The organism is Nonomuraea sp. NPDC049378 (genome assembly GCF_055586745.1).
The window spans coordinates 229,241-248,465 of sequence record NZ_JBVJHP010000013.1 but is presented as its reverse complement, the minus strand read 5'-3'; the positions used below and the strand labels follow the sequence as shown (position 1 = coordinate 248,465).

The 19,225-nt window shown below is 72.3% G+C and carries 14 protein-coding genes; 2 read left to right on the top strand and 12 right to left on the bottom strand.

Going from position 1 to position 19,225, the window contains the following annotated elements:
* From ACZ6SA_RS28340 to ACZ6SA_RS28295, 10 genes are all read right to left on the bottom strand, one after another.
* Positions 1 to 912 (bottom strand): sulfotransferase family protein, encoded by a 912-nt coding sequence (locus tag ACZ6SA_RS28340; RefSeq protein WP_347644963.1) that lies wholly within the window; start codon positions 910 to 912, stop codon positions 1 to 3.
* On the bottom strand, positions 909 to 2,861 hold the full coding sequence (locus tag ACZ6SA_RS28335) for a TOMM precursor leader peptide-binding protein (RefSeq protein ID WP_347644964.1): 1,953 nt from the start codon (positions 2,859 to 2,861) through the stop codon (positions 909 to 911). The genes ACZ6SA_RS28340 and ACZ6SA_RS28335 overlap by 4 nt, the downstream gene beginning before the upstream one ends.
* Positions 2,854 to 4,890: a hypothetical protein gene (locus ACZ6SA_RS28330; protein ID WP_465831467.1), complete on the bottom strand. Its 2,037-nt coding sequence runs from the start codon at positions 4,888 to 4,890 to the stop codon at positions 2,854 to 2,856. The genes ACZ6SA_RS28335 and ACZ6SA_RS28330 overlap by 8 nt, the downstream gene beginning before the upstream one ends.
* Entirely contained in the window at positions 4,871 to 6,286 is a 1,416-nt protein-coding gene (locus ACZ6SA_RS28325) for a SagB family peptide dehydrogenase (RefSeq protein ID WP_347644966.1), read from the bottom strand. The genes ACZ6SA_RS28330 and ACZ6SA_RS28325 overlap by 20 nt, the downstream gene beginning before the upstream one ends.
* Positions 6,256 to 7,068 (bottom strand): MbnB/TglH/ChrH family RiPP precursor modification enzyme, encoded by an 813-nt coding sequence (locus ACZ6SA_RS28320; RefSeq protein WP_347644967.1) that lies wholly within the window; start codon positions 7,066 to 7,068, stop codon positions 6,256 to 6,258. The genes ACZ6SA_RS28325 and ACZ6SA_RS28320 overlap by 31 nt, the downstream gene beginning before the upstream one ends.
* A 1-nt stretch (position 7,069) precedes the next feature.
* Positions 7,070 to 9,229, bottom strand: coding sequence for a glycosyltransferase (locus ACZ6SA_RS28315; protein ID WP_465831464.1), 2,160 nt, complete (start codon positions 9,227 to 9,229; stop codon positions 7,070 to 7,072).
* A gap of 125 nt (positions 9,230 to 9,354) precedes the next feature.
* Positions 9,355 to 9,537, bottom strand: coding sequence for a hypothetical protein (locus ACZ6SA_RS28310; protein ID WP_347644969.1), 183 nt, complete (start codon positions 9,535 to 9,537; stop codon positions 9,355 to 9,357).
* Between the two features lie 126 nt (positions 9,538 to 9,663).
* A complete protein-coding gene (locus tag ACZ6SA_RS28305; protein WP_347644970.1) occupies positions 9,664 to 10,617 on the bottom strand; it encodes a T3SS effector HopA1 family protein in 954 nt (317 codons plus the stop codon).
* Positions 10,614 to 11,654: a phosphotransferase gene (locus ACZ6SA_RS28300; RefSeq protein ID WP_347644971.1), complete on the bottom strand. Its 1,041-nt coding sequence runs from the start codon at positions 11,652 to 11,654 to the stop codon at positions 10,614 to 10,616. The genes ACZ6SA_RS28305 and ACZ6SA_RS28300 overlap by 4 nt, the downstream gene beginning before the upstream one ends.
* A 312-nt stretch (positions 11,655 to 11,966) precedes the next feature.
* Complete coding sequence (locus tag ACZ6SA_RS28295; RefSeq protein ID WP_443152554.1) at positions 11,967 to 12,866, bottom strand: ArsR/SmtB family transcription factor; 900 nt, start codon at positions 12,864 to 12,866, stop codon at positions 11,967 to 11,969.
* 111 nt (positions 12,867 to 12,977) lie between these two features.
* On the opposite strand from ACZ6SA_RS28295, the gene ACZ6SA_RS28290 reads away from it, so the two are divergent.
* Entirely contained in the window at positions 12,978 to 15,755 is a 2,778-nt protein-coding gene (locus ACZ6SA_RS28290; protein WP_465831461.1) for an AfsR/SARP family transcriptional regulator, read from the top strand.
* Between the two features lie 24 nt (positions 15,756 to 15,779).
* Here ACZ6SA_RS28290 and ACZ6SA_RS28285 read toward each other — a convergent pair whose 3' ends face one another.
* The gene (locus tag ACZ6SA_RS28285; RefSeq protein ID WP_465831459.1) at positions 15,780 to 16,265 is read right to left on the bottom strand and encodes a MarR family winged helix-turn-helix transcriptional regulator; all 486 of its coding nucleotides are present in this window, start codon (positions 16,263 to 16,265) and stop codon (positions 15,780 to 15,782) included.
* A gap of 67 nt (positions 16,266 to 16,332) precedes the next feature.
* On the opposite strand from ACZ6SA_RS28285, the gene ACZ6SA_RS28280 reads away from it, so the two are divergent.
* Positions 16,333 to 17,550 (top strand): MFS transporter, encoded by a 1,218-nt coding sequence (locus ACZ6SA_RS28280; RefSeq protein WP_347644975.1) that lies wholly within the window; start codon positions 16,333 to 16,335, stop codon positions 17,548 to 17,550.
* Positions 17,551 to 17,674: 124 nt separating this feature from the next.
* Here ACZ6SA_RS28280 and ptsP read toward each other — a convergent pair.
* On the bottom strand, positions 17,675 to 19,225 hold a 1,551-nt coding region (gene ptsP / locus ACZ6SA_RS28275; protein ID WP_465831456.1), incomplete at its 5' end, for a phosphoenolpyruvate--protein phosphotransferase.

The window sequence follows — 19,225 nt, the reverse complement described above, 5'->3', positions numbered from 1 at the left end:
TCATGTCCTTTCGTAGCCGAGGGACGCGGCGAGCCGTACCAGTTGCCGCCGGGAGCCCTCGCCGATCCCCCATGACTCGTCGAAGTCGACGGGGCCGGGGTCCGGCAGGGCACGCAGCCGAGGGTCGCGGAGGAACTTCCAGTCGCCGCCGAACAGGTTCTGCGACGCGCCCCGCCCGGCGAAGGGCCAGTCCTGGGTGGCGCGCATGCGGTCGAGCACCGCGTCGGTCCGCTCGAGCCCGAGCCAGCCGAGTATCCGGGGGAGTTCCGTGGCGGGCCGGCCGAGCAGGTCCTCGGCCCGCACCCGGAGCCGGCGTTCCTCCGGCACCTTCGCGAGCGCGGCGACGATGGCGGTGTGCGAGCGGTACCAGGCCGCGGCGCATCGTGCGGACAGCGCCTCCGGGTCCAGGTCGGCGCGCACCCCGCCCCAGTGCTCCCGCATGGACCTCATCGTGGCCAGCGGGTGCCGTGTCAGATGCAGGTACCCGGCGTCCGGATAGGCCGCCAGACACCTCTGGAGCGCTCGCGGGTCGGCGACCGTGTCCGGCGACTTCTCCAGCCCCACGTCGGGGTGCACCAGGTCGAGCAGGTGATCCAGGAGCCGGGTCGAGGGCCAGTGCGCGTGCCGCTCCAGCCAGGTCCGGGCCTCTCCGGTCGCGGCGTCGTCCTGACGGCCGTGATGCAGCTGGGCGACCGCCCGTACGAGACCGCTGAGCTGGTTCTGGATCCACTGCGGCGGCAGCCTGGACCGCCTGCCGGCACCGTGGAGGATCTCCCCGAGGGTCGGCGCCGTGAACAACAGCAGCTCGGGGAATCCGTAGATCCGCGGATGCTGGGAGAGCATGGCGACCGCCACGGTGGAGCACGAGCGGGCGGGGGCCAGAAGGAAGACGGGGTTCACGTCGGGCCTCACGGGAAAGGGTGCGGGAAGAGGTTGAGCTCGTCCGGCGAGATCGGCTGCGGACGGTGGCCCAGCGCGTACGGGACCTCGGTCAGCCGTGGAAGGTTCTCCAGCCGCCGGTGGTCGTGGCCGAACGTCATGGGCAGCGTCCCAGGAATGATCACCTTCACGCAGGCGAGCCCTTGGACCCGATGCTCGGGGGCCGTCTGGTCCACCACGATCACGTCCATCCCGGTCTCGAGATAGCGGCCGGCCAGCGCGGCCAGGTCGTCGCGCAGGTCGTCGTGCCGGATCTGGGGGAACTCCGCGCCGAAGCCCTCGTGGAACGGGCGTCCCTCCGGCGCGCCGGTCAGGAAGCCGAGCCGGGGGAAGGCCTCGGGGGCGGCGTGGAGCAGGCCATGGTCAGAGGGCCTCCGCACGAACTCCGGCCGCTCGGCCATGAGCGACGCGCGCCAGCCGTTCGCCGCGTGGTCGGCTTCGACGGCGGGGATGAGCACCGCGAGCTCGCCGAGCGCCCTGGCGACAGCCTGGCACGGGTCGGGGTGTGCGGCCGCGACCGAGACCGACCGCGGGCCGCCGGGCTGCCCGACCGCCATGGCCCACACGCAGGGGACCCCGTGTTCCAGCGTGATGTCGTGCACGCGCAGGCGGTAGCCGGTTCGTGCCTCCATCGCCGCCCCGAGCAGCGCGACCCCAGGGTCCCTGGCCGTGCGCAGGTCCAGCGCCGGGGTGGAGAGCGCGGCGTGCCAGGTCATCAGGAACGCGTCGCGTTCGGCCGTCTCGAGGATCGCATGCAGCACGGCCTCCTCCAGCCGGCTGCCGATCGCGCAGCCGTTGGAGCAGGGGTAGAAGAAGGGCCGGTCGCGGCCCCGGCCGTAGTAGGCGACCGAGGCGGGCACGAGAATCGGCTGGTCCCTGGAGAAGGAGTGGCCCCACACCCAGTCGCACACGATGTCCTCGTGGAACGGCTGGTACGGAAATCCCCTGGCGGCGTACTGGACGGGCGCGTGCGTGCCGAGCGATCGCGGGTCGAGGGCGTCGGCTCGCAGCTCGGCGTAGCTGCCGCGGACGGCCGGCTTCTTGCCGTTCGGCTCGAAGCCTGCGTACCGTTCGAGCGCCTCCAGGACGGCCAGGGCCCGGCTGTCCCGTGCCCGGCCGGCGCGCCCGTGGCCGGCCATGTACGCGACGTGCCGCACTCCCGCCAGCGCCGATGCGGTCGCCAGACCGCTGCTCACGTCCTCGATCACCTCCCCGACCAGCCCCGTCTCGCTGTCGACGTAGGCGGCGAACAGCTCGTCGGGGTCGGGACGCGCCAGCCGGTACGTCGTCGGGGACGGTTTGGGCAGGGTGGACAAGCAGATCTTGGCAAGGCCCGGCGTGTCGTCGGGCAGGCCGCCGCAAGAGGGGCACTTGGGGTCCGGCAGGAACCGGCTCACGGTCACGGCCAGGGTGTCCAGCGCCACCGACACCAGCGCGCGGTCCGTCCGCGGGCGCTCCGGCGCTCCGGCCGCGATCAGGTGCGCTTCCCCGGTGACCACCGCGGCGACGGCCTCGCACCCCAGCCCGGTCAGCCAGGGCGACGGCGTCCGGGAGAGAACCGGCGCGTGCCGTTCGCGCATCGCGCGGTCGCCGACGGCGGCCCTGCTTCCCCTGCCGCGTCTGAAGTCACAGCAGGCCTGGCAGCCGGCGGCGCCCTGCCGCTCGACCGGCCCGACGACGGCACGTCCGAGCTCCGTCCGTACCGGCAGCCACGGGAGGCCGGCGGCGCGACACGCCTCCCGGGCGGGCTCCTGGTGCCGGGTCCCCCAGGCGTCGCTCACGGCGATGAACATGACTGCTCCGGAAGCGGCAGCGCACCTCGGATCGCTGATCGAGGGCCGGATGACGTTCCATGACTCGCTCAGACGGACGGCAGCGGCGTCGTGGATCAGCCCGCTGCCGACGAGCGCGATATCAGGCACGGCACATCACCACGTTAACGACATAGGGGAGAATCCGGCCTACTTCTTGATCATGGTCGAGTGGCACCGCGACGGGTTTGTGGCCCCGCGCCACGAAAGCCTCGGCCAGATCCGCCGCGGTGAGAGGCGCTCGCTCCGGATCGGCTCGCGAACCTGTGCCGGGCGGGACGTCAGGAAGCGGCGGAACAGGCGGTGGGCACCACGCGTCGCCTGCCGCCGCCTGGAGGCGGGCCAGTGCGAGCAGCAGTGCCTCGTGGAGGGCCGCGACGACCGACACACCACTGGCACAGGCCACCGTGCGCGAACCGAGGCACAGGCAGAGCGTGGGGGCGACGGTCACCGGGCTGAGGTCGTAGCAGCGTGGCGTCGCCGCCGCTGTCGCCATGATGTCCCGGCAGGCGAGTCCCCAGCCGGTGAGAGGCGCGTCGGCGAGGTCGATCTCGGGAAAGGCCGCGCTCCCATCGGCGATCCGCGAGAGCGCCAGCCGGCGGGCCCGCCCCAGGAGCGCCCGCGTCAGCGCCTGCTCCCAGTCGAGGCCGGCCGCGACCCCGTCGGGCGGGCACTCCGGGCACGGCAGAGGCGGGAAAGCCCGCCGCGCGTCGACGCGAACGGCGTCCCGCACGCTCAGGTCGAGCCCCCAGACCTCGCCGTCCACCTGCCCTCGCCGGAACGCCTCGGCCGCCGCGCGGGCGCTCATCCGGACCGTCCCGCCGGCGGCGAACCGCCGCGGGTCGCAGGTAGCCGTTCCGTAGAGCGCGAAGCCGCGCAGCAGAGCGTCGCGGTACGCGCTCTCGCGGCTCGCCCCGTATCCGGCGACCGTGCCCGCCCTGCCTCGCCCGGCGGGATCCACGACGGCCAGTTCGTGGACGTGGACCGGTGGACCCGCTGATCCCGCCCGGGTGACGTCCGTGAAGATCCCGGTACGGGGGTCGAGACAGGGCCGGGCGCGGCTGCGCAGCTCCTGCCCGCCGAGTGGCCGCCCGGCTTCCAGCGCGGCGACACGGTCCATGAAGCCGTCACGCGACTGCCGCCGGTCCGCGGGCTGTTCGAAGGGATGCGCCAGAACGTGATGGTCCGTACTCTCCAGCGTCGTGAGGTCCAGCCGGGCATGGCATGGCTCCGTGGCGCCCCCCACGCCCGTGACCTGCCGGAAGACGGACTGCGCGAACCTGTGGCCGGCCACCGTGGTCGCGGAGCGCAGCGCTTCCGACGTGATCCGGCCCTCCCCCTCCGGTCGCCCTCCGTCCTCCGCCCGAGGGGCGGCGTCGGCACATCGGGCCAGCAGATCCGGCAGACGCGCCGGTGCCGGTCCGGAAGAGGAGGTCGTTACGGGGCCGAGCCAGACCTCGTGGCCGTCCGCGTGCACCGCCTCCGCGAACACCGTGCCCGGCGCCACCTCGACGTGCCCCTGCCACGGCATGCCCGGGCCCGTGACCGCCAGGACGATTCCCGCGCCGTCGAGCAGCTCCGCCGGCCGCGCGTGAGACGCGCTCTCCAGGACGTGGCACTCGATCCGCTGGCCGGCGTCGCGCGGGGTGACGGACGCGAAGACCTGCCGGTCGGCGGCTGGAGGCACGGCCACGCGCACGAGCCGTATCCCCGTGGCGATCAGGCCGCGGACGCACGCCAGGGCCAGCTCTCCCGCTCCGACCACCAGGCACGCGGTGTTCCGGTAATCCTCGAACGCCCGCGCCGCGAAGGACCGGTGGTAGTCGAGGAATCGTATCTCGTTGCGGTATTCCGCCGTCTCCCACGGCCGCAGGGTGTGGTCGTCGTCGGCGGCGCGGTCCACGACCGCTCCCGCCCGGCGCAGCAACGAGACCGCCCGGCGTACCTCCGCCTCCTCGCGCGCGGGGAAGGCGCCGATCAGGTCGCCGAGGGCATGGCTGCCGTCGAGGAGCGGCAGGAGCGAGGCGAGCCGGCGGTACATCGACGGGTCGTCCACGTCGGTCCTGCCGTGAGGGGTGTGGATCAGCACCCCTGTGCTCGTGGGGGTGAGATGGACGCCGTCACGCAGCCGGAACGCCATCGGCGCCCCCTTCCGCGACGGGCGGTGACAGCGCACTGCCGAGAAGGAACTCCCCGACGCTGGACTCCTCGAAGCGGTCCAGCCCGGCGGCCTGGCTGAACAACTCGGCGTTGCCCGCGCCCAGCGCGCACCCCGCCATCCCCATGGCCGCCGCGACCAGGTACATCAGCTCGAACAACACCCCGACGTCCTTGAGCACGGCCGCGTACGCCATGCCCTCGTACTTCCACATCAGGCGGGCGAACCGGGCAGCGACGACGATGACGACCTGCGGCGGCGGCGCTCCTCCCGCGGACGCCGCGGCATCGCGGACGAGTTGCCGCCGTGCCGCGGCATCGGCCGGGCGCCGCTCCAGCCTGTGCGCGTGCCCGTCGTAGAGGTACAGGCCGGGATCGAGTCCGGTGACCCGGCGTACGACCAGGTAGAGGTCGAGTTCTCCCAGGGCCCCAGCCGAGGGGTACGGCACGTCGACGAGCTGCATGCCGTCGCTGGTGGTGACGTCGCGCACGCGGGCGCAACGGTAGAGGAACTCCCCGAGCCGGCGCAGGGACAGCGGATCGCCGTCGTCGTGGACCCGCATCGACTCGCGGTCCTCCACGAGGGCCGTCAGGCGGGGATCCGCGTCGCGGAGACCCCGGAGGTCCGGGACGAAGAGATCGATCAGCGGACCGGAGGATGCCGCGCGGCGCGCGGGCGGCTGGGGGAAGCGTCCCCGCCCCCGGAAGGTGGCCCCGAAACCGTGCCTTGGCCGTCCCCGGCTCCCGGACCGGCTGCGCGTGTGGAACCACAGGTCGTGCACGCTCCAGTGGCGCAGCCGCCGTTCCTCGCCCGCCTCCTCATCCACCAGGAACCCGGTACGCCACAGGTCGCGCCAGAACACGTCCGCCGGCAGGGAGGGGCACGTTCCGCATGCGCCGTCCGGCCCGCCGAGCAGGCCCAGGAGGGCGGGGTCGTGGATGAGGATGTCGGCGCTGGCACACGGCGACTCCAGCACCATCCCCGCCCGCTCCCGCCGCAGGAGGGCGAAGCGCGAGAGCCGCCATCGGGGATCCGCACCGCGTGGAGGCGGGCCGCCCGGCGCGTCCAGCGGCTTGACGGGAACGATGCCGTAGAGCGGCCGCTCACCCTGGTGGAGCGTCGTCTCCAGCCAGCCGCCGCGCTCCAGCAGCTCGGCGAGCTCGCGTTCCTCCCCCGTCAGGCCGTGCCTGTCGCAGGGGCCCTCCGCCAGCCGGGCGAGCACCTCCCGCTGCGCGGGCGTCATCGCCGGCAGGTGCTGGCCGTGCGGCCAGGCCGCGAGATAGAGACCGCCGCCGTGGTGGGGCACGCAGCCCACCCCGGGACGCAGCCTCACCGACGCCGTGGCGGTCAGCCGTTCAGAATCTTCCTGGCCCGCCATACCTGCTCCAGAAGAGGCTTGATGTCCGTCAGGTTCTGGTCCTGTTCGAGGAGCGCGCCCTTGATGTCCGCCCGGGCGCACAGAGTGGCGTAGAGCTCCCAGACCTCCTCGGGCACGGGGTCCGAGTGTCCGTCGATGAGGATGCCGTCACGCCAGAAGCCGCCCGCCAGATGAACCTGGACGACATGGCCGAGCGGCATCTCAGCCATGAACTTCTCCGCGTCGAACAGGTGGTTCACGGAATTGGTGTAGAGATTGGTGACGTCGAGCAGGACCCCGCAGCCGGTGGCGTCGGTCAGTCTCCGGAAGAACTCCGGCTGCGCCATCTGAGCGCCCGGGATGTCGACGACGTACGTCACGTTCTCCAGCACCAGCGGCTTGCCCAGGACGTCCTGGACCACGTTCACCTTCTCGACGGTGTTGGCGAGGACTTCCTCGGTGAACCACAGCGGGGCCAGGTGCCCCAGGTCGATGCCCGGCACCTTGGTCATGCACAGGTGGTCGCTGAAGTACGGGGACCCGCAGGCGTCGCTCACCCGCTTGGCCCCCTCCAGGTACTCCCGGTCAACGGGGCCCATGGTGCCGATCGACAGCCCGACGGCGTGCGGGATGACGGTGAAGGCGTCGACCAGCCTGCGCAGCCCGCCGAGGTCGGCGGCAGGCCTCATGTACTGGTCCGCGATGATCTCGACGAAGTCGATCTGGTCGCGGGCCGCGTAGATCTCCTCGGACAGTTCCTCGCGGAAACCCAGCCCCGCACCCAGCATGGGGATGTCCAGCATGTCAGGCACCTCGGCTCTCGTCCGCGCCGGTCGGGGCGTGCTCGGCGCCGACCCGTACGACGTTCCTGGCCAGCAGGCTCGTGAGCGCCCCCGAAAGGGCTTCCTCGATGCCGGCCCGCCTGCCGAAGCGGGTGGCCAGGAGGGCGGTGATCTGAGCCGGCGTCCTGTCTCCCGTGCACAGGTCGAGCAGGGCGGCCGTGGCCTCGTTCACCCGGAACGCCTCGGGCAGGCCTTGCGGGAGCACCCGCATGACGAGCACGACCGGCGTCCGCCGTGCGGACTCGGGGGCCTCTCCTCGTTCGACGGCGTCGGCGATCGACGGTATGTCGTAGTCGAAGCGCAGCACGCGGATGCCGGGCGCCAGCACCGGCCGGGCCTCCGGCGCCACGTTCGCCCCCTCGGGGGGAACGGCGTCGAGCAGCAGCAGATCGTCGGTGGGCAGGGGCGTCAACCGCATCTCGCTCATGGCCTGCTCGTAGCGGCACAGATCGGTCGCGTAGGACGGGAGGGAGGCCGTGACGGCGATGCAGTCCACGAGGAACCGGCCGAAGGCCATGGCGTGCTCGGCCACCAGCATGTTGGGCTGGGCGGGGTGCAGATCGTAGTAGCGTTCGAAATAGCGGCCGACGACCTCCCTGCCGCACACCCTCGACGTGAGGGGAAACGTGGCGACGAGGCGCCCGCGACGCTTGTCGCGCAGGGTCTGGGCGAACAGATCGACCATTTTCTTGTCGATCGCCTTGAGCGTGTCCTTCTCCGGCTCCGTCAGCTCGTACTTGCGCAGCGCCTCCTCGGGCGCGTGCGCGAACCAGCCCCTGAACGCTTCGTCGACGTACAGGCGCGCCAGCGCGGCCTGGGTCTCCGCCATGGTCATCTCGGTCCTCCTCGACTCGGCCTCCGATGCGATACGCGCGAAGTTGTCCGCCACATACGTGACATAGCCCTCCCAGTCCTCCAGCTCTCGCGAGATCTCGTCATGGCCGCGCCGGCCGATGGCCCTGGCCGTCACCGGATCGCCGAGCGCCCGGCCGATGGCGTCGCCGAGCTCGCCGACGTCTCGCGGGTCGGCCAGCAGGCAGTTCTCCGTGTCGCGCAACTGGTCGGCGTACAGCTGGTAGCGGGCCACGTCGCGAGAGAGGATCAGGCATCCGCCGCAGGCGAGGATCTCCCGGGGCACGAGCGGCCGGTGCACGCCGATCGGGAAGTCGCGCTCCAGGAAGGCCACCGCGTCGCAGGCCGCGATGAAGGACGGCACCTTCCACGGCGGCATGAACGGCAGGAACGTGAGGTTGCGCCGGATGCCCAGCTGCTCGGCCAGCGCGTACAGGCGCCGCACCTCCGTCGCGGGGCCGCTCGTGGCGATCACCACGTTGTGCCCGGCGTCCCTCCCCGGCGTGGCGGCGAAGGCACGGAGCAGGTCGGACATCCCCTTGGTGTCCCCGGCCTTGCCGTACATGCCCAGGGTCGGCTCGCCCTGCCGGAACGACCTCTCGCGCCGCCGGTAGACCCCGCTCAGCTCGCCGTCCTCGTTGATCCGGTCCTGAACCGCCGCCACGTTCATCGGCTCGGCGTCCTGGTGGAAGAACGGCGTGGGCACGCTGTGGCGGACGTGCCGGTGCAGCCTCTCGGGCTCGACGCCCAGATGGTGCAGGCCGCGGCTCGTCAGTGTCGGCGCGATCCAGAAATCCGCGCTCCGCGCCACGTGCCCGTACGTCTCGCGCAGCCCGTCGTGGCGGTAGAGCCGCCCTATGTCGCTGCCCGCGTGCCTCAGCCCGTAAGGGACGCCGGTCCACGTGGAGACCAGATGCGCGGCGACCCCGTACGGTTCCAGGTAATAGCCGTAGACGAAGTCGAACGGGCCGTGATCCTCGACGACACGGGCCGCCGTGCCGGCGAGCTTGCTGACGAAGGGATTGGCGAACGGCACGTAACGCAGGGTCCGCGGGTCGCTCGCCGTCTGGTGCACCCGGACCGCCGACTCCTCGCGCGGATCGGCGCCCGGCTGGCCGGCGTACAGATCGTCCTGAACTCTGAAGGCCGCTTCCACCTCACTGGCATTGGTGACGACGTGGACCTCGTGTCCCATGCTCGCCAGCGCGTAGCTGTCCCATAACATCTCCCGGCTGACCCCGCCCTGAATGGGGGGATACTTGCCGATCATGCACAGACGCAAGGCGAAACCCTTTCCTGGTTTTCCGGGTGACGGGCCGGTAAGGCGCTGCGAGATACGCGCCTTACCGGCCTTGCAGCGAAAAAGGCGGCCCATCGTCAGGTCGCCCTACGCTGTTATCCGCGGCAGTAGAGACAGGGGCCGATGCTGGTGCCGCATCCGATGCACGGAATCATTTCCATGCCGTTCTCGTCCACTGCCGTGTACTGCTGCGGCAGGGCGACGTCGCTGATCTGGAAGATCTCTCCCGGTGACGTCGCCGAATCGACCGGCGTTGCGACTGACAGGTCCACGGACACTGCGTCTCCTTTCGACGGTTGGCGCATTGACAATCACAGGCTGCGGGAAGAAAGCACGCCTGTCGATGATTTCGGAATGCGCCGAACCGTGGGCGTTCCCCCCCATCCGCGTACGGCGACTCGCGCTCATCCACACCGCCGGCACGATCGGCGCCGCGAGGGTGTCCACCCGTGCGAGCAGCGGAGGTTGCGTTCGGGCGCGGCCGGGTCGATCCGCCATCGCGCGAGCGCGTCGGCCACGGCCTCCTCCTTGGTGATCGCTCGCGGGCCCGAGGCGTGCCGGATGAGGCCGGCCGCGACCGCGGTCGCGCGGTGGAGGCCGAAGCTCAGCGCGCCGCCCGGCCGGCCCACCGGCTCGCGGGCCACCGCGACGGAGTCCGCGATGGGCCGCGCGAACACGGACGTTCCCCTGCCGAGCCCTGGGACACCGTCGAGCCGGTCCGCGACGAGGGCGGCCACCGGGGCCGCCTCCTCGGGGAGATAGGCGACCAGCGCATCAGTTCGTGGGTACATGCCCGCCCGGGAGAGAACCTTCGCCCGGTAACGGACCTCCGCCTCCTCCAGGATCCGGAGCGTACGAGCCCAGACGGCCGGCGCCGCCGCCGGATCGGCGAGATGCACGTAGACACGGAGGACGGCGGTGTCCGGACAGGACCCGCGCGAGCCGTCGACGACGAGGAATCCCGGGGAAAGCGCGGCACGCGCGCACGGAAGCTCCGCCACCCCCGTGCCCGGCCGGATCGACGAGGCAGGGATCAGGACGCGCACGCCGTCGATCCGGGCGACGACGTCGGCGGAACCCGCCTCCTCGCTCAGGACCTCCACCGGTGCGGGGGTGCGCCGATGCGGCACGGACGCCCGCAACGGCTCCTCCAGGGCGGGGGACGGCGTCATGTCGTGGTCGTCGTTCCCGACATGGAAACGGTCGTAGACGAGCTTGGCCAGCAGCCGTTCGAGCTCGGCCGGGTGGGCTGCGGACAGGCGGTGGCGCGGGCCCGCCTCCGCCCGGGTGCCGTCGGGGTACACGGTGATCCCGTGAAGGAGCGGGCGCAGGCGTCGGGCGATACGGATCCTGCTCACGCTGATCGATCGAGGCCCACGCGCGCGCCGGCCTCGCTTCCGCTGAGTAACAACATCTGGCCGACCCCGAGCATGACCTTCCCCTTGGCCGGCAGGCGGCCGCTGATCTGCGTGAGCGCCAGAGTCCTGTCGATCAGGTGCCAGCCCGCGAATCGGCCCGCCCGCTCCGCCAGGCCCGTGGGGTCGACGTCCACCGACGCCAGATAGCTCTCCCACATCGCGGAGACATGTCCCCGCGCCCTGCCGAACGCGGAGTCCAGACGCTGCCCGAGGTCGCCGGCGCCGGCCTTGCCCGACAGCGCCCCGCACAGAGCCTGGTAGACGATGTCGCCCGCGAGGCTGCCGACGTCGCGGGCGGGATCCGCCGCCCTGAACTCCTCCCAGTCGGTGAGATAGAGCCCCTCCTCGTCGCGGCGGAACTGGTCAAGACGCAGATCGCAGTGCGCGGGAACCCGGGGCGCGTCGTCCTCCAGCGCAAGCAGCGCGGCGATCGCGCTGATCAGGGCGGTGTCCTGCTGCAGGAGCCGCCACATCGCCAGTTCGCCGCCGCTCGCTCCCAGATAGCTTCGCAGCGGCAACGCTCTGAACTCGTCCAGCGCCGGACGAGCGAGTGGCGACGCGGAGATCCCGGCCGTGAGGTCACGGGAGTGAAGCAGCGCGATGAGCTGCCCGCATTCGCGGCACAGCTCGTCGTCGACGGGCAGTTCGAAAGCGGACGGGCCCGATCGGTAGTCGTATATCAGCAGCCGGGCGCCTTCCTCCGAGGCGACCAGCGCCGGTGTGCGCGCCGCCAGGGAGTTGTCTCCGAAGCCGGCGAACTCGGCGAAGTGAAGTGCTCTCGAAAATCGTTCCGCCGTGTCCGCGACCGCGCCGGTGAGCCTTTTGGCGAAAAGGCGCCGCGGGGCACCGCCGGCGGATGTGGAGTATCCCGTCCAGATGAGGTTCCGGCCACGCGGCGGAGCCGGGTCGGCGACGAAGTCCGCATATCCCATCCCGGCCAGGAGCGACCGGATGTCCGCTGCTCGGTCCGCCGACATGTCCATTCCTCCGTGCGCCTGTATCCGAAGACCGTGCATGGGCTTTCGTAACCGAAGGCCCATGCACGGTCGGGTTGACTCGCTACCTCATCGTCGTCAGCGGCGCCATCTCGGTGAGTTCGGTCCCGTCGGCGGCGATTTCATCGCGGGAAACGTACGTGGTCGCGGCGTCGATGAGCTCTCTGGAAATCATGCGCATTCCCTTCTCGATTGCGGTCAAGTGACATGTAAACTCGCGGGGTCGAGGCCCGTCCATGAATTCGGCGTGGGCCGAAGCGATGACGGCCTCCGGCGCCGGTGCGGAGGGTGACGTCAGCGACGGCCGCTCAGCAGGACCAGCCCGAGCGGCGTCAGCGCGTGCCGCACGTTCTTGCCGATCCTGGTCGTGGTGACCAGCCCGGTGGCTCTGAGCACCGCGATGTGCTCCGACGTCGTCGGCATGCTCATCTCGACGCGCCGGGCCAGCTCCGTCGTCCCGCAGGGCGAGGTGAGGTTGTGCAGGATGGCGGCACGCGTGTGGCCGAGCAACTGCTCCATCGCCACCTGGCGCTCCCGCGGCGTGGACGGCTCGGGCGGCAGCGGGGCGGTGGTCGGATAGACCACGATCAGCTCACCGCCGAGGAACGACCGGCCGACGGGCTCGCCGTCCCAGAGGGGCGACGGCGCCAAGGTGACCGGCCCCTCGCCGGAGGCGGACGGCACGTGGATGGTCTCGGCGAGCGGCTGGACCGCGCTGCGCATGCCGTGCCGGGTCACGGACCGGCTGAACTCGACCACCTCCTGTTCATGCCCCGCGCGCACGTCGTCCCAGTACGGCAGCAGGCATGCGCGGAAGTACGAGCGCAGCGCGGCCGTGAGCCCGGTCCGCTGGCCGGTGCTCCCGACGAACGCGGTGAGCCACCGCGGGATCTCCCGCCCGGCGAACGCCGCGCGCAGCTCCCCCCACACGGTGCTGTCAGGCATGCCGGCCACCAGGCGCAACGCCCGATCCAGCTCCGGCTCGGGCGGAGCGATGAAGGTCAGCGCGTTCTGGCAGAGCGTCACCATGTCCAGCAACGGCCTGGCCATGGCAGGCAGGCGCGCGGCCGCGTGCCGTTGCCACCCGCGCAGTTCCCCCTCATGACGGACGCGGCTGAGCGAGTGAAGGCTGTTCAACGTCTCGATCAGCGGCATGGGCTCGGCTGAGCAGCGGATCGAGCCGAGGTCCAGCATGAGCGCCTCCCGCGAGCCTTACTCCAGTGAAGTCATAAAGTAAAAGGGGGGCGTATATCCCGCATATACGATCGCCACGTCACGTGGTCATCCTGACAGGTAGGTGGGCTGTTGGAGTTCACGATCCTCGGCGACGTCGGGTTCACCGTCGATGGCCGCCCGATCGCCATCAGGTCCGTCCGCAAGCGCCTCATCCTCGCCATGCTGCTGGCTCGCCGCGGAGCCCCCGTCTCCTCCGGCCGCCTGCTCGACGCCCTCTGGGAACACGAGCCGCCGAAGTCCGCGCGCGAGAACCTGCGCGTCTACGTCTACCGTTTACGCACCACGCTCGGTGCGGGCACGTCCATCGAGCACGACGCGGGCGGCTACCGGTTGCACCTGGGGCAGGCCGGCCTGGACGCGGCCCGCTTCGAGGAGCTGGTCGAGCAGGGCGACCGGGCCCGCTCCGGCGGCGACCGGGTCAATGCGGCCCGCTGGTACGGAGAGGCACTGAGCCTGTGGCGGGGCCGCGCCTTCGGCGAGCTGGCCGACCACCCGTCGCTGCGGGAGGAGTCTCACCGCCTAGAGGAACGCCGCCTGGTGGCGCAGTCGTGCCGCATCGACGCCGAGCTCGCGCTGGGTGCGCACGCGCGACTCCTCCCCGACCTGGTCGGGCTCGTGGCCGACCACCCGTTCAGCGAAGGCTTCCGCGCCCAGCTCATGCTGGCCCTCTACCGCTCCGGACGCCAGAACGACGCCCTGAACGTGTACCAGGAGGGCAGGCGGCTCCTGGCGGAGGAGCTCGGCCTGGCTCCCGGTCCCGAGCTGGAGGCCTTGCACCGGGCGATACTCGGCCATGAGCGGCATCTCGAACTGCCCGGCCGGCCGCCCGGCCCGTGCGAGCTGCCCGCCGACCCGCCGATGTTCACCGGGCGCACCGGGCTGGTCGAGCAGCTGACGGCCGAGGTGGCCGGCGAGCGCCCTATCCCGCTGGTGATCTCCGGAGGCGGTGGCGTGGGCAAGTCGGCGCTGGCCATCCACGTCGCCTGGGCCGTACGCGACGACTTCCCCGACGGCCAGCTCTACCTCAACCTGCACGGGGCGTCCCCCGGCGGCAGGCCGCTCCAGCCCATCGAAGCGCTGAGCCGGCTGCTGCGCTCGCTCGGCCTGGACGCCGCCGCCGTGCCCGCGGACCCCGACGAGGCCGCCGCCCGGTTCCGTTCGCTGACCATGGGGCGTCGCCTGCTGATCGTGCTCGACAACGTGCGGGACGCCGCGCAGGTGCGCCCGTTGCTGCCGGCCAGCCGTACCTGCGCCGTCCTGGTGACCAGCCGCAAGGCACTGGCCTCGCTGGAAGGCCAGTCGTTGTGCGAGCTGGGCGTCCTGTCCGACGACGACTCCCGCGCCCTGCTCACCCGGCTGATCGCACGTCACGGCGTTCCCGCCGACGAGGAATCGCTCGCCGACGTGGCCCGGCACTGCGGCCACCTGCCGCTGGCGATCTCCATCGCGGCGGCGCGCGTCGCCACCCAGGGCACCTGGACGCTGCGCAGGCTCGCGCGCCGGCTGACCGAGGAGCGTCGCCGCCTGGCGGAGCTGGAGACGGACGACCGCGCCGTCCGAGCGAGCCTGCAGGTCAGCTACCGCGATCTCGACCCGGCGCAGGCCCGCCTGTTCCGGTACCTGAGCCTGCTCGACCTGCCGCAGCTGGGCACCGACACCGTCGCGGCCCTGACCGGGCTCCCGCACACCGACGTGGAGAGCCTCCTCGACCGGCTCGCCGACGCGCACCTGGTGGAGGCGGTCGCGCCGGGTCGCTACTGCCTGCACGATCTGACCCGCCTGCTCGCCAGGGAGCTGACCGCCGCCGAGGACCCGGCCGGGGACAGGGCGGCAGCCGTACGGCGGGCTCTGGACGCCTATCTGGCCCTGGCCAGGAACGCCAGCGCCATCGTGATCCCCGTCGCCGTCTGGCGCACCACCCTCGGCCCTGCCACGTCCGCTCCGCCTCCCCGCTTCGCCGACAGGCAGGACGTCTACGCCTGGGTGGACGCCGAGGCCGCGAACCTGCCCGCGGTGGTCGGCACCGCGGCGGCGCTGGCCGCCGACGATCTGGTCACGGCCCTGTCCGCGGCGTTGTTCTTCCCGCTCTACGAGCGCGGCCGATGGCGCGAGCTGCACGAGATCGCCGAGCTGGCGATGGCGTCGGCCGACCGGCTGGGCGGCGCGCACCACCGCGCCGTCGCGCACAGCGACATGGGGTACGTGCTGGCCGACCTGGGCCGGCACAGCGACGCGATCCGGCATCTGGAGACCTCCCGCGAGCTGTACCACGAGAGCGGCAACCGCCGCGGGGAAGCGGCGCAGCTCGACCGGCTGGCCGTCGTCCACAGCAGGCTCGGGCGTTACGACGACGCGATCGTCAGGTTCCGGCAGTCGGTCGGGCTCGAGAGCGGCCAGGGCAACCGGTTCGGCGAGGCGATCACGCTGGCCAACCTCGGGCTCACCTACCGGCGGGCCGGCCGCCTGGAGGAGGCCATCGACGCGTACGAGGGTTCCCTGGCCATCACCGGGGAGATCGGCGACTCGGTCGGCACCGCCATCGCCCTGGGCCATCTCGCCGAGGCCCACCGGCGCTGTGGCCGGAGCAAGGAGGCGGCCGACTACTTCCGGCAGGCTCTCGACGCCGACCGGGTGGCCGGTGATCTCGGGAGCTGCACGGAGGCCATCCATTGGTGGGGGCTCGGCCTGGCCCTGGACGACCTCGATCAGGGCGCTCGGGCGCGGGACTGCTGGTCCAGGTCCGCCGAGTTGTTGTACGAGCTCAACCTGATCGACGCGGCCGAACGCTCCGCCATCGAGGCCGCTGCCCATCCGCGCACCCCCGAGGTCATCCTCAGGAACATGTGAGGCCGCGCCGGCGCGCGCGACGGTTCAGCGGTCGCTTTCCATCCACACCAGGAGCTGCTTGAGCAGGCCGTCGAGCCGCACCTGGTCCGCGGGTGTGAGGGTGTGCACCAGGCCGTTCTCCACCTCCGCGCAGATGGACATCGCGTCCGTCCACAGGTGCTTGCCCTTGGCGGTCAGCTCGACGTCCACGCGGCGGCGGTCCTCAGCGCTGCGCACTCTGCGCACGAGACCCGACCGCTCCAGCGTGTCGAGCCGGCCCGTCATCCCGGCCGGGGACAGCAGGAGGTCGCCGGCCAGCTCGGACGGGGTCGCCGACCCGTCGCGTGCCACCAGCCGGTGCAGGGTGTCGAACTCGTAGTCCTGCATGCCCACCTCCCGCAGCGCCGCCTCCTTGGTGTGGGACAGATGCTTCACCAGGGCCTGCATCCGCGTCACGATGCCCTCGGTCCGCTCGTCGAAGGGTGCTTTGCCACGCCAGCGGGCCAGATGACGATCGACCGAATCTTCCATGGAGAAATCATACGGAAGCGAATTATTGCTTGACGAATGTTTCGCTGGCGAAATAGCTTCGGGGCTCATGACCCAGCGGCTCCTGATCGGTCGATGCCTGTCCGCACTGGCCACCGCTCTCATCCCCACCACGCTGACCCTGGCGGTCCTGCGGATCACCGACGACGGCGGGGCGCTCGGCATCGTGCTGGCGAGCGAGATGGTCCCCCTCCTGCTCCTGCTGCCCGTGGGGGGAGTGCTGGCCGACCGGATCCGGCCCGAGCTGGTCGCACTCCTCGCCGACCTCGTCCGATGCCTGTCGCAGGCCGTCATCGCCGTCGAACTGCTGCTCGGCGTGCATCGCCTCCTGGACCTCGCGCTGCTGTCGGCGCTTTCGGGCGCGGCCATCTCGTTCGGCAGCCCGGCGGTGCCCAGGATGGTGGTCGCGGTGGTGCCGTCGCAGGACAGGTTGCGGATGAACACCCGAATCGGCGTGGCGACAAGCCTTTCCGCGGTCGTCGCTCCCGCGCTGGCCGGCACCATCACGGTGGCCGCCGGTCCCGGTTGGGCGGTCGCGCTCACGGCGGTGTTGTTCGCCTGCTCGGCGCTGACCCTCGGAGGGATCCGCACCCGAGCTCCGGATCGCGGCGGGCAGGACGCCACCTCCTCCTTCGGCCGGGATGTGGCCGAGGGGTGGCGGGAGATCAGGGCGCGGCCGTGGTTCCTGGCCTGCGTGCTGGGACACGGAGTGTGGCATCTCGTGGCCGGAGTGTTCCTGACGCTCGGCCCCGTGGTGGCCGTCCAAGAGTTGGGCGGCGAGGCGAGCTGGGCGCTGATCGTGCAGAGCGGTACGGCCGGCATGGTCCTGGGCGTGTTCGCCGCTCCCCGGCTGCCCATCCGCCGGCCGCTGGCGGTGGTGCAGGCCGGGGCCGCGTGCTACCTGCTTCCCATGGCGGCCCTGGCCGCCGGCTCGTCCCTCTGGGTCATGACGAGCGCGTACTTTGTGGCGATGTTCGGGCTGGGGCTGCTCAGCCCGCTGTGGGAGACGGTGGTGGCCGACGAGGTCCCCGAGCACGCGCTCGGGCGGGTGCGGTCGTTCGACCACCTCATCTCGTTCGCGTCGCGACCGTTCGGGCTGGCGACGGCGGCACCGCTGGCCGCCGTCACCGGGGTGACGGCGCTGGCCCTGATCGGCGGTGCCCTGGTCGCCGCGGCGAACCTCGCCGCAATCCTCCTCCTGGGCAAGCCCTCCAAGGCGTCCTCCGGCCCCGACCCGGACCGCAAGCACGCCCCGTCCTCGCAGTGAGGCCCCGCGTCGTGCGGTGGGACGCCCTGACGGGACGCCCTGACGGGACGGCTTCGCGGTGATCCCGTCACGAGCCCGGCCGCTGGTCTCCTATGACCATTGACCGGGGGTCGGACTGACCGGTTCAGCCGACGGCGGCCTCGGCGCGGCGCCGGCACTCCTCCAGGGTGAGGCCGGCCAGCGCCTCCCGCACGGCGGGCACGCACACCGGGGCCATGGACAGGCTCGTCACGCCCAGCCCGGCCAGCAGCGGCGCGAGCTGCGGATCGCCGGCCGCCTCGCCGCACACCCCGACCGGCTTGCCCGCCTCCCTGCCCGCCCGCGCGCACATGCCGATGAGCTGGAGCAGGGCGGGCTGACGCGGGTCCAGCAGATCGGCCAGCGCCGGGTGCTGGCGGTCGGCGGCGAAGGTGTACTGGGCCAGGTCGTTCGTGCCGATGCTGAGGAAGTCGACCTCCCGCAGCAGCGCCCCGGCCCGAAGCGCCGCCGCCGGCACCTCCACCATCGCACCCACCTTCGCGACGCCCCGCTCGCGGGCGCGGCGGGCGAACCCGCTCGCCTCCTCGACGGTGGTGACCATGGGCGCCATCACCCATGCCCGCGTGCCCGTCGCCCTGGCCGCCTCGGCGATTGCGTCGAGCTGGGTGTCCAGCACGCCGGGCAGGATCCGGTCCACCCGCAGGCCCCGCACGCCCAGGGCGGGGTTCGGCTCCTCGGGCAGGCCCAGGAAGGGCAGAGGCTTGTCGGTGCCCGCGTCGAGCGTGCGCACGATCACGGACTCCGCCTGCTCGAACACCTCCGCGTACGCGGCCACCTGCTCCTCGAACGACGGCGCCACCGTACGGCCGAGGAACAGGAACTCCGTCCTGAACAGCCCGACGCCCTCCGCGCCCGGCCGCAGATCCTTGGCCGAGCCGATGTTGAGCAGCAGCTTCACCGGATGGCCGTCGGCGGTCCTGCCGGGGCCGCTGCTCGCGGCCAGCCTGGCCCGCTCCGCGCGGTCGCCCGCCACGATCTCGGCCGCCCGCTCCTCGGTGAGGCCGGTCGTGACCTCGCCGGTGCCGCCGTCCACGCCGACGACCGTGCCGTCGGGCAGGCCCATGGCGCCCGCGCAGGCCACCACCGCGGGCAGGCCGCGGCCCCGCGCCAGGATCGCGGTGTGGCTGGTGGGCCCGCCCCGCTCCGTGACGAGCGCCAGCACGTCCGGCCCCAGCCCCGCGGTGTCGGCGGGGGAGAGGTCCTCGGCCACCAGCACGTACGGGTGGCCGGGGGCGGGCAGGCCGGGCATCGGCAGGCCGAGCGCGAACGCCACCGCCCGGTGCTTGAGATCGTCCAGATCGGCTGCCCGCTCGGCCAGGTAGCCGCCCAGCCCGGCCAGGGCGTCGCGGTGCTGGGCGAAGGCGGCGTCGAGGGCGTGCGCGGCGCCGGCGCCGTCGCGCGCCCGCCGCTCGGCCTCCTCCAGCAGCATGGGGTCCTCGGCCATCATGGCCAGCGCCTCGAGAATCTCCGCCGCCTGCTCCCCGCCCGCGACCCCCGCTTCACCGGTCGTCGCGGGGGGGGGGGGGGGGGGGGGGGGGGGGGGGGGGGGGGGGGGGGGGGGGGGGGGGGGGGGGGGGGGGGGGGGGGGGGGGGGGGGGAGGGGGGGGGGGGGGGGGGGGTGGGGGGGGAAGAGTAG

Coding starts and splice junctions, on each gene's coding strand:
- ACZ6SA_RS28295 (WP_443152554.1), bottom strand. CDS start 12,866: ATGCTGGACCTCGGCTCGATCCGCTGCTCAGCCGAGCCCATGCCGCTG.
- ACZ6SA_RS28300 (WP_347644971.1), bottom strand. CDS start 11,654: ATGTCGGCGGACCGAGCAGCGGACATCCGGTCGCTCCTGGCCGGGATG.
- ACZ6SA_RS28330 (WP_465831467.1), bottom strand. CDS start 4,890: ATGGCGTTCCGGCTGCGTGACGGCGTCCATCTCACCCCCACGAGCACA.
- ACZ6SA_RS28325 (WP_347644966.1), bottom strand. CDS start 6,286: ATGGCGGGCCAGGAAGATTCTGAACGGCTGACCGCCACGGCGTCGGTG.
- ACZ6SA_RS28285 (WP_465831459.1), bottom strand. CDS start 16,265: ATGGAAGATTCGGTCGATCGTCATCTGGCCCGCTGGCGTGGCAAAGCA.
- ACZ6SA_RS28280 (WP_347644975.1), top strand. CDS start 16,333: ATGACCCAGCGGCTCCTGATCGGTCGATGCCTGTCCGCACTGGCCACC.
- ACZ6SA_RS28320 (WP_347644967.1), bottom strand. CDS start 7,068: ATGCTGGACATCCCCATGCTGGGTGCGGGGCTGGGTTTCCGCGAGGAA.
- ACZ6SA_RS28315 (WP_465831464.1), bottom strand. CDS start 9,229: ATGATCGGCAAGTATCCCCCCATTCAGGGCGGGGTCAGCCGGGAGATG.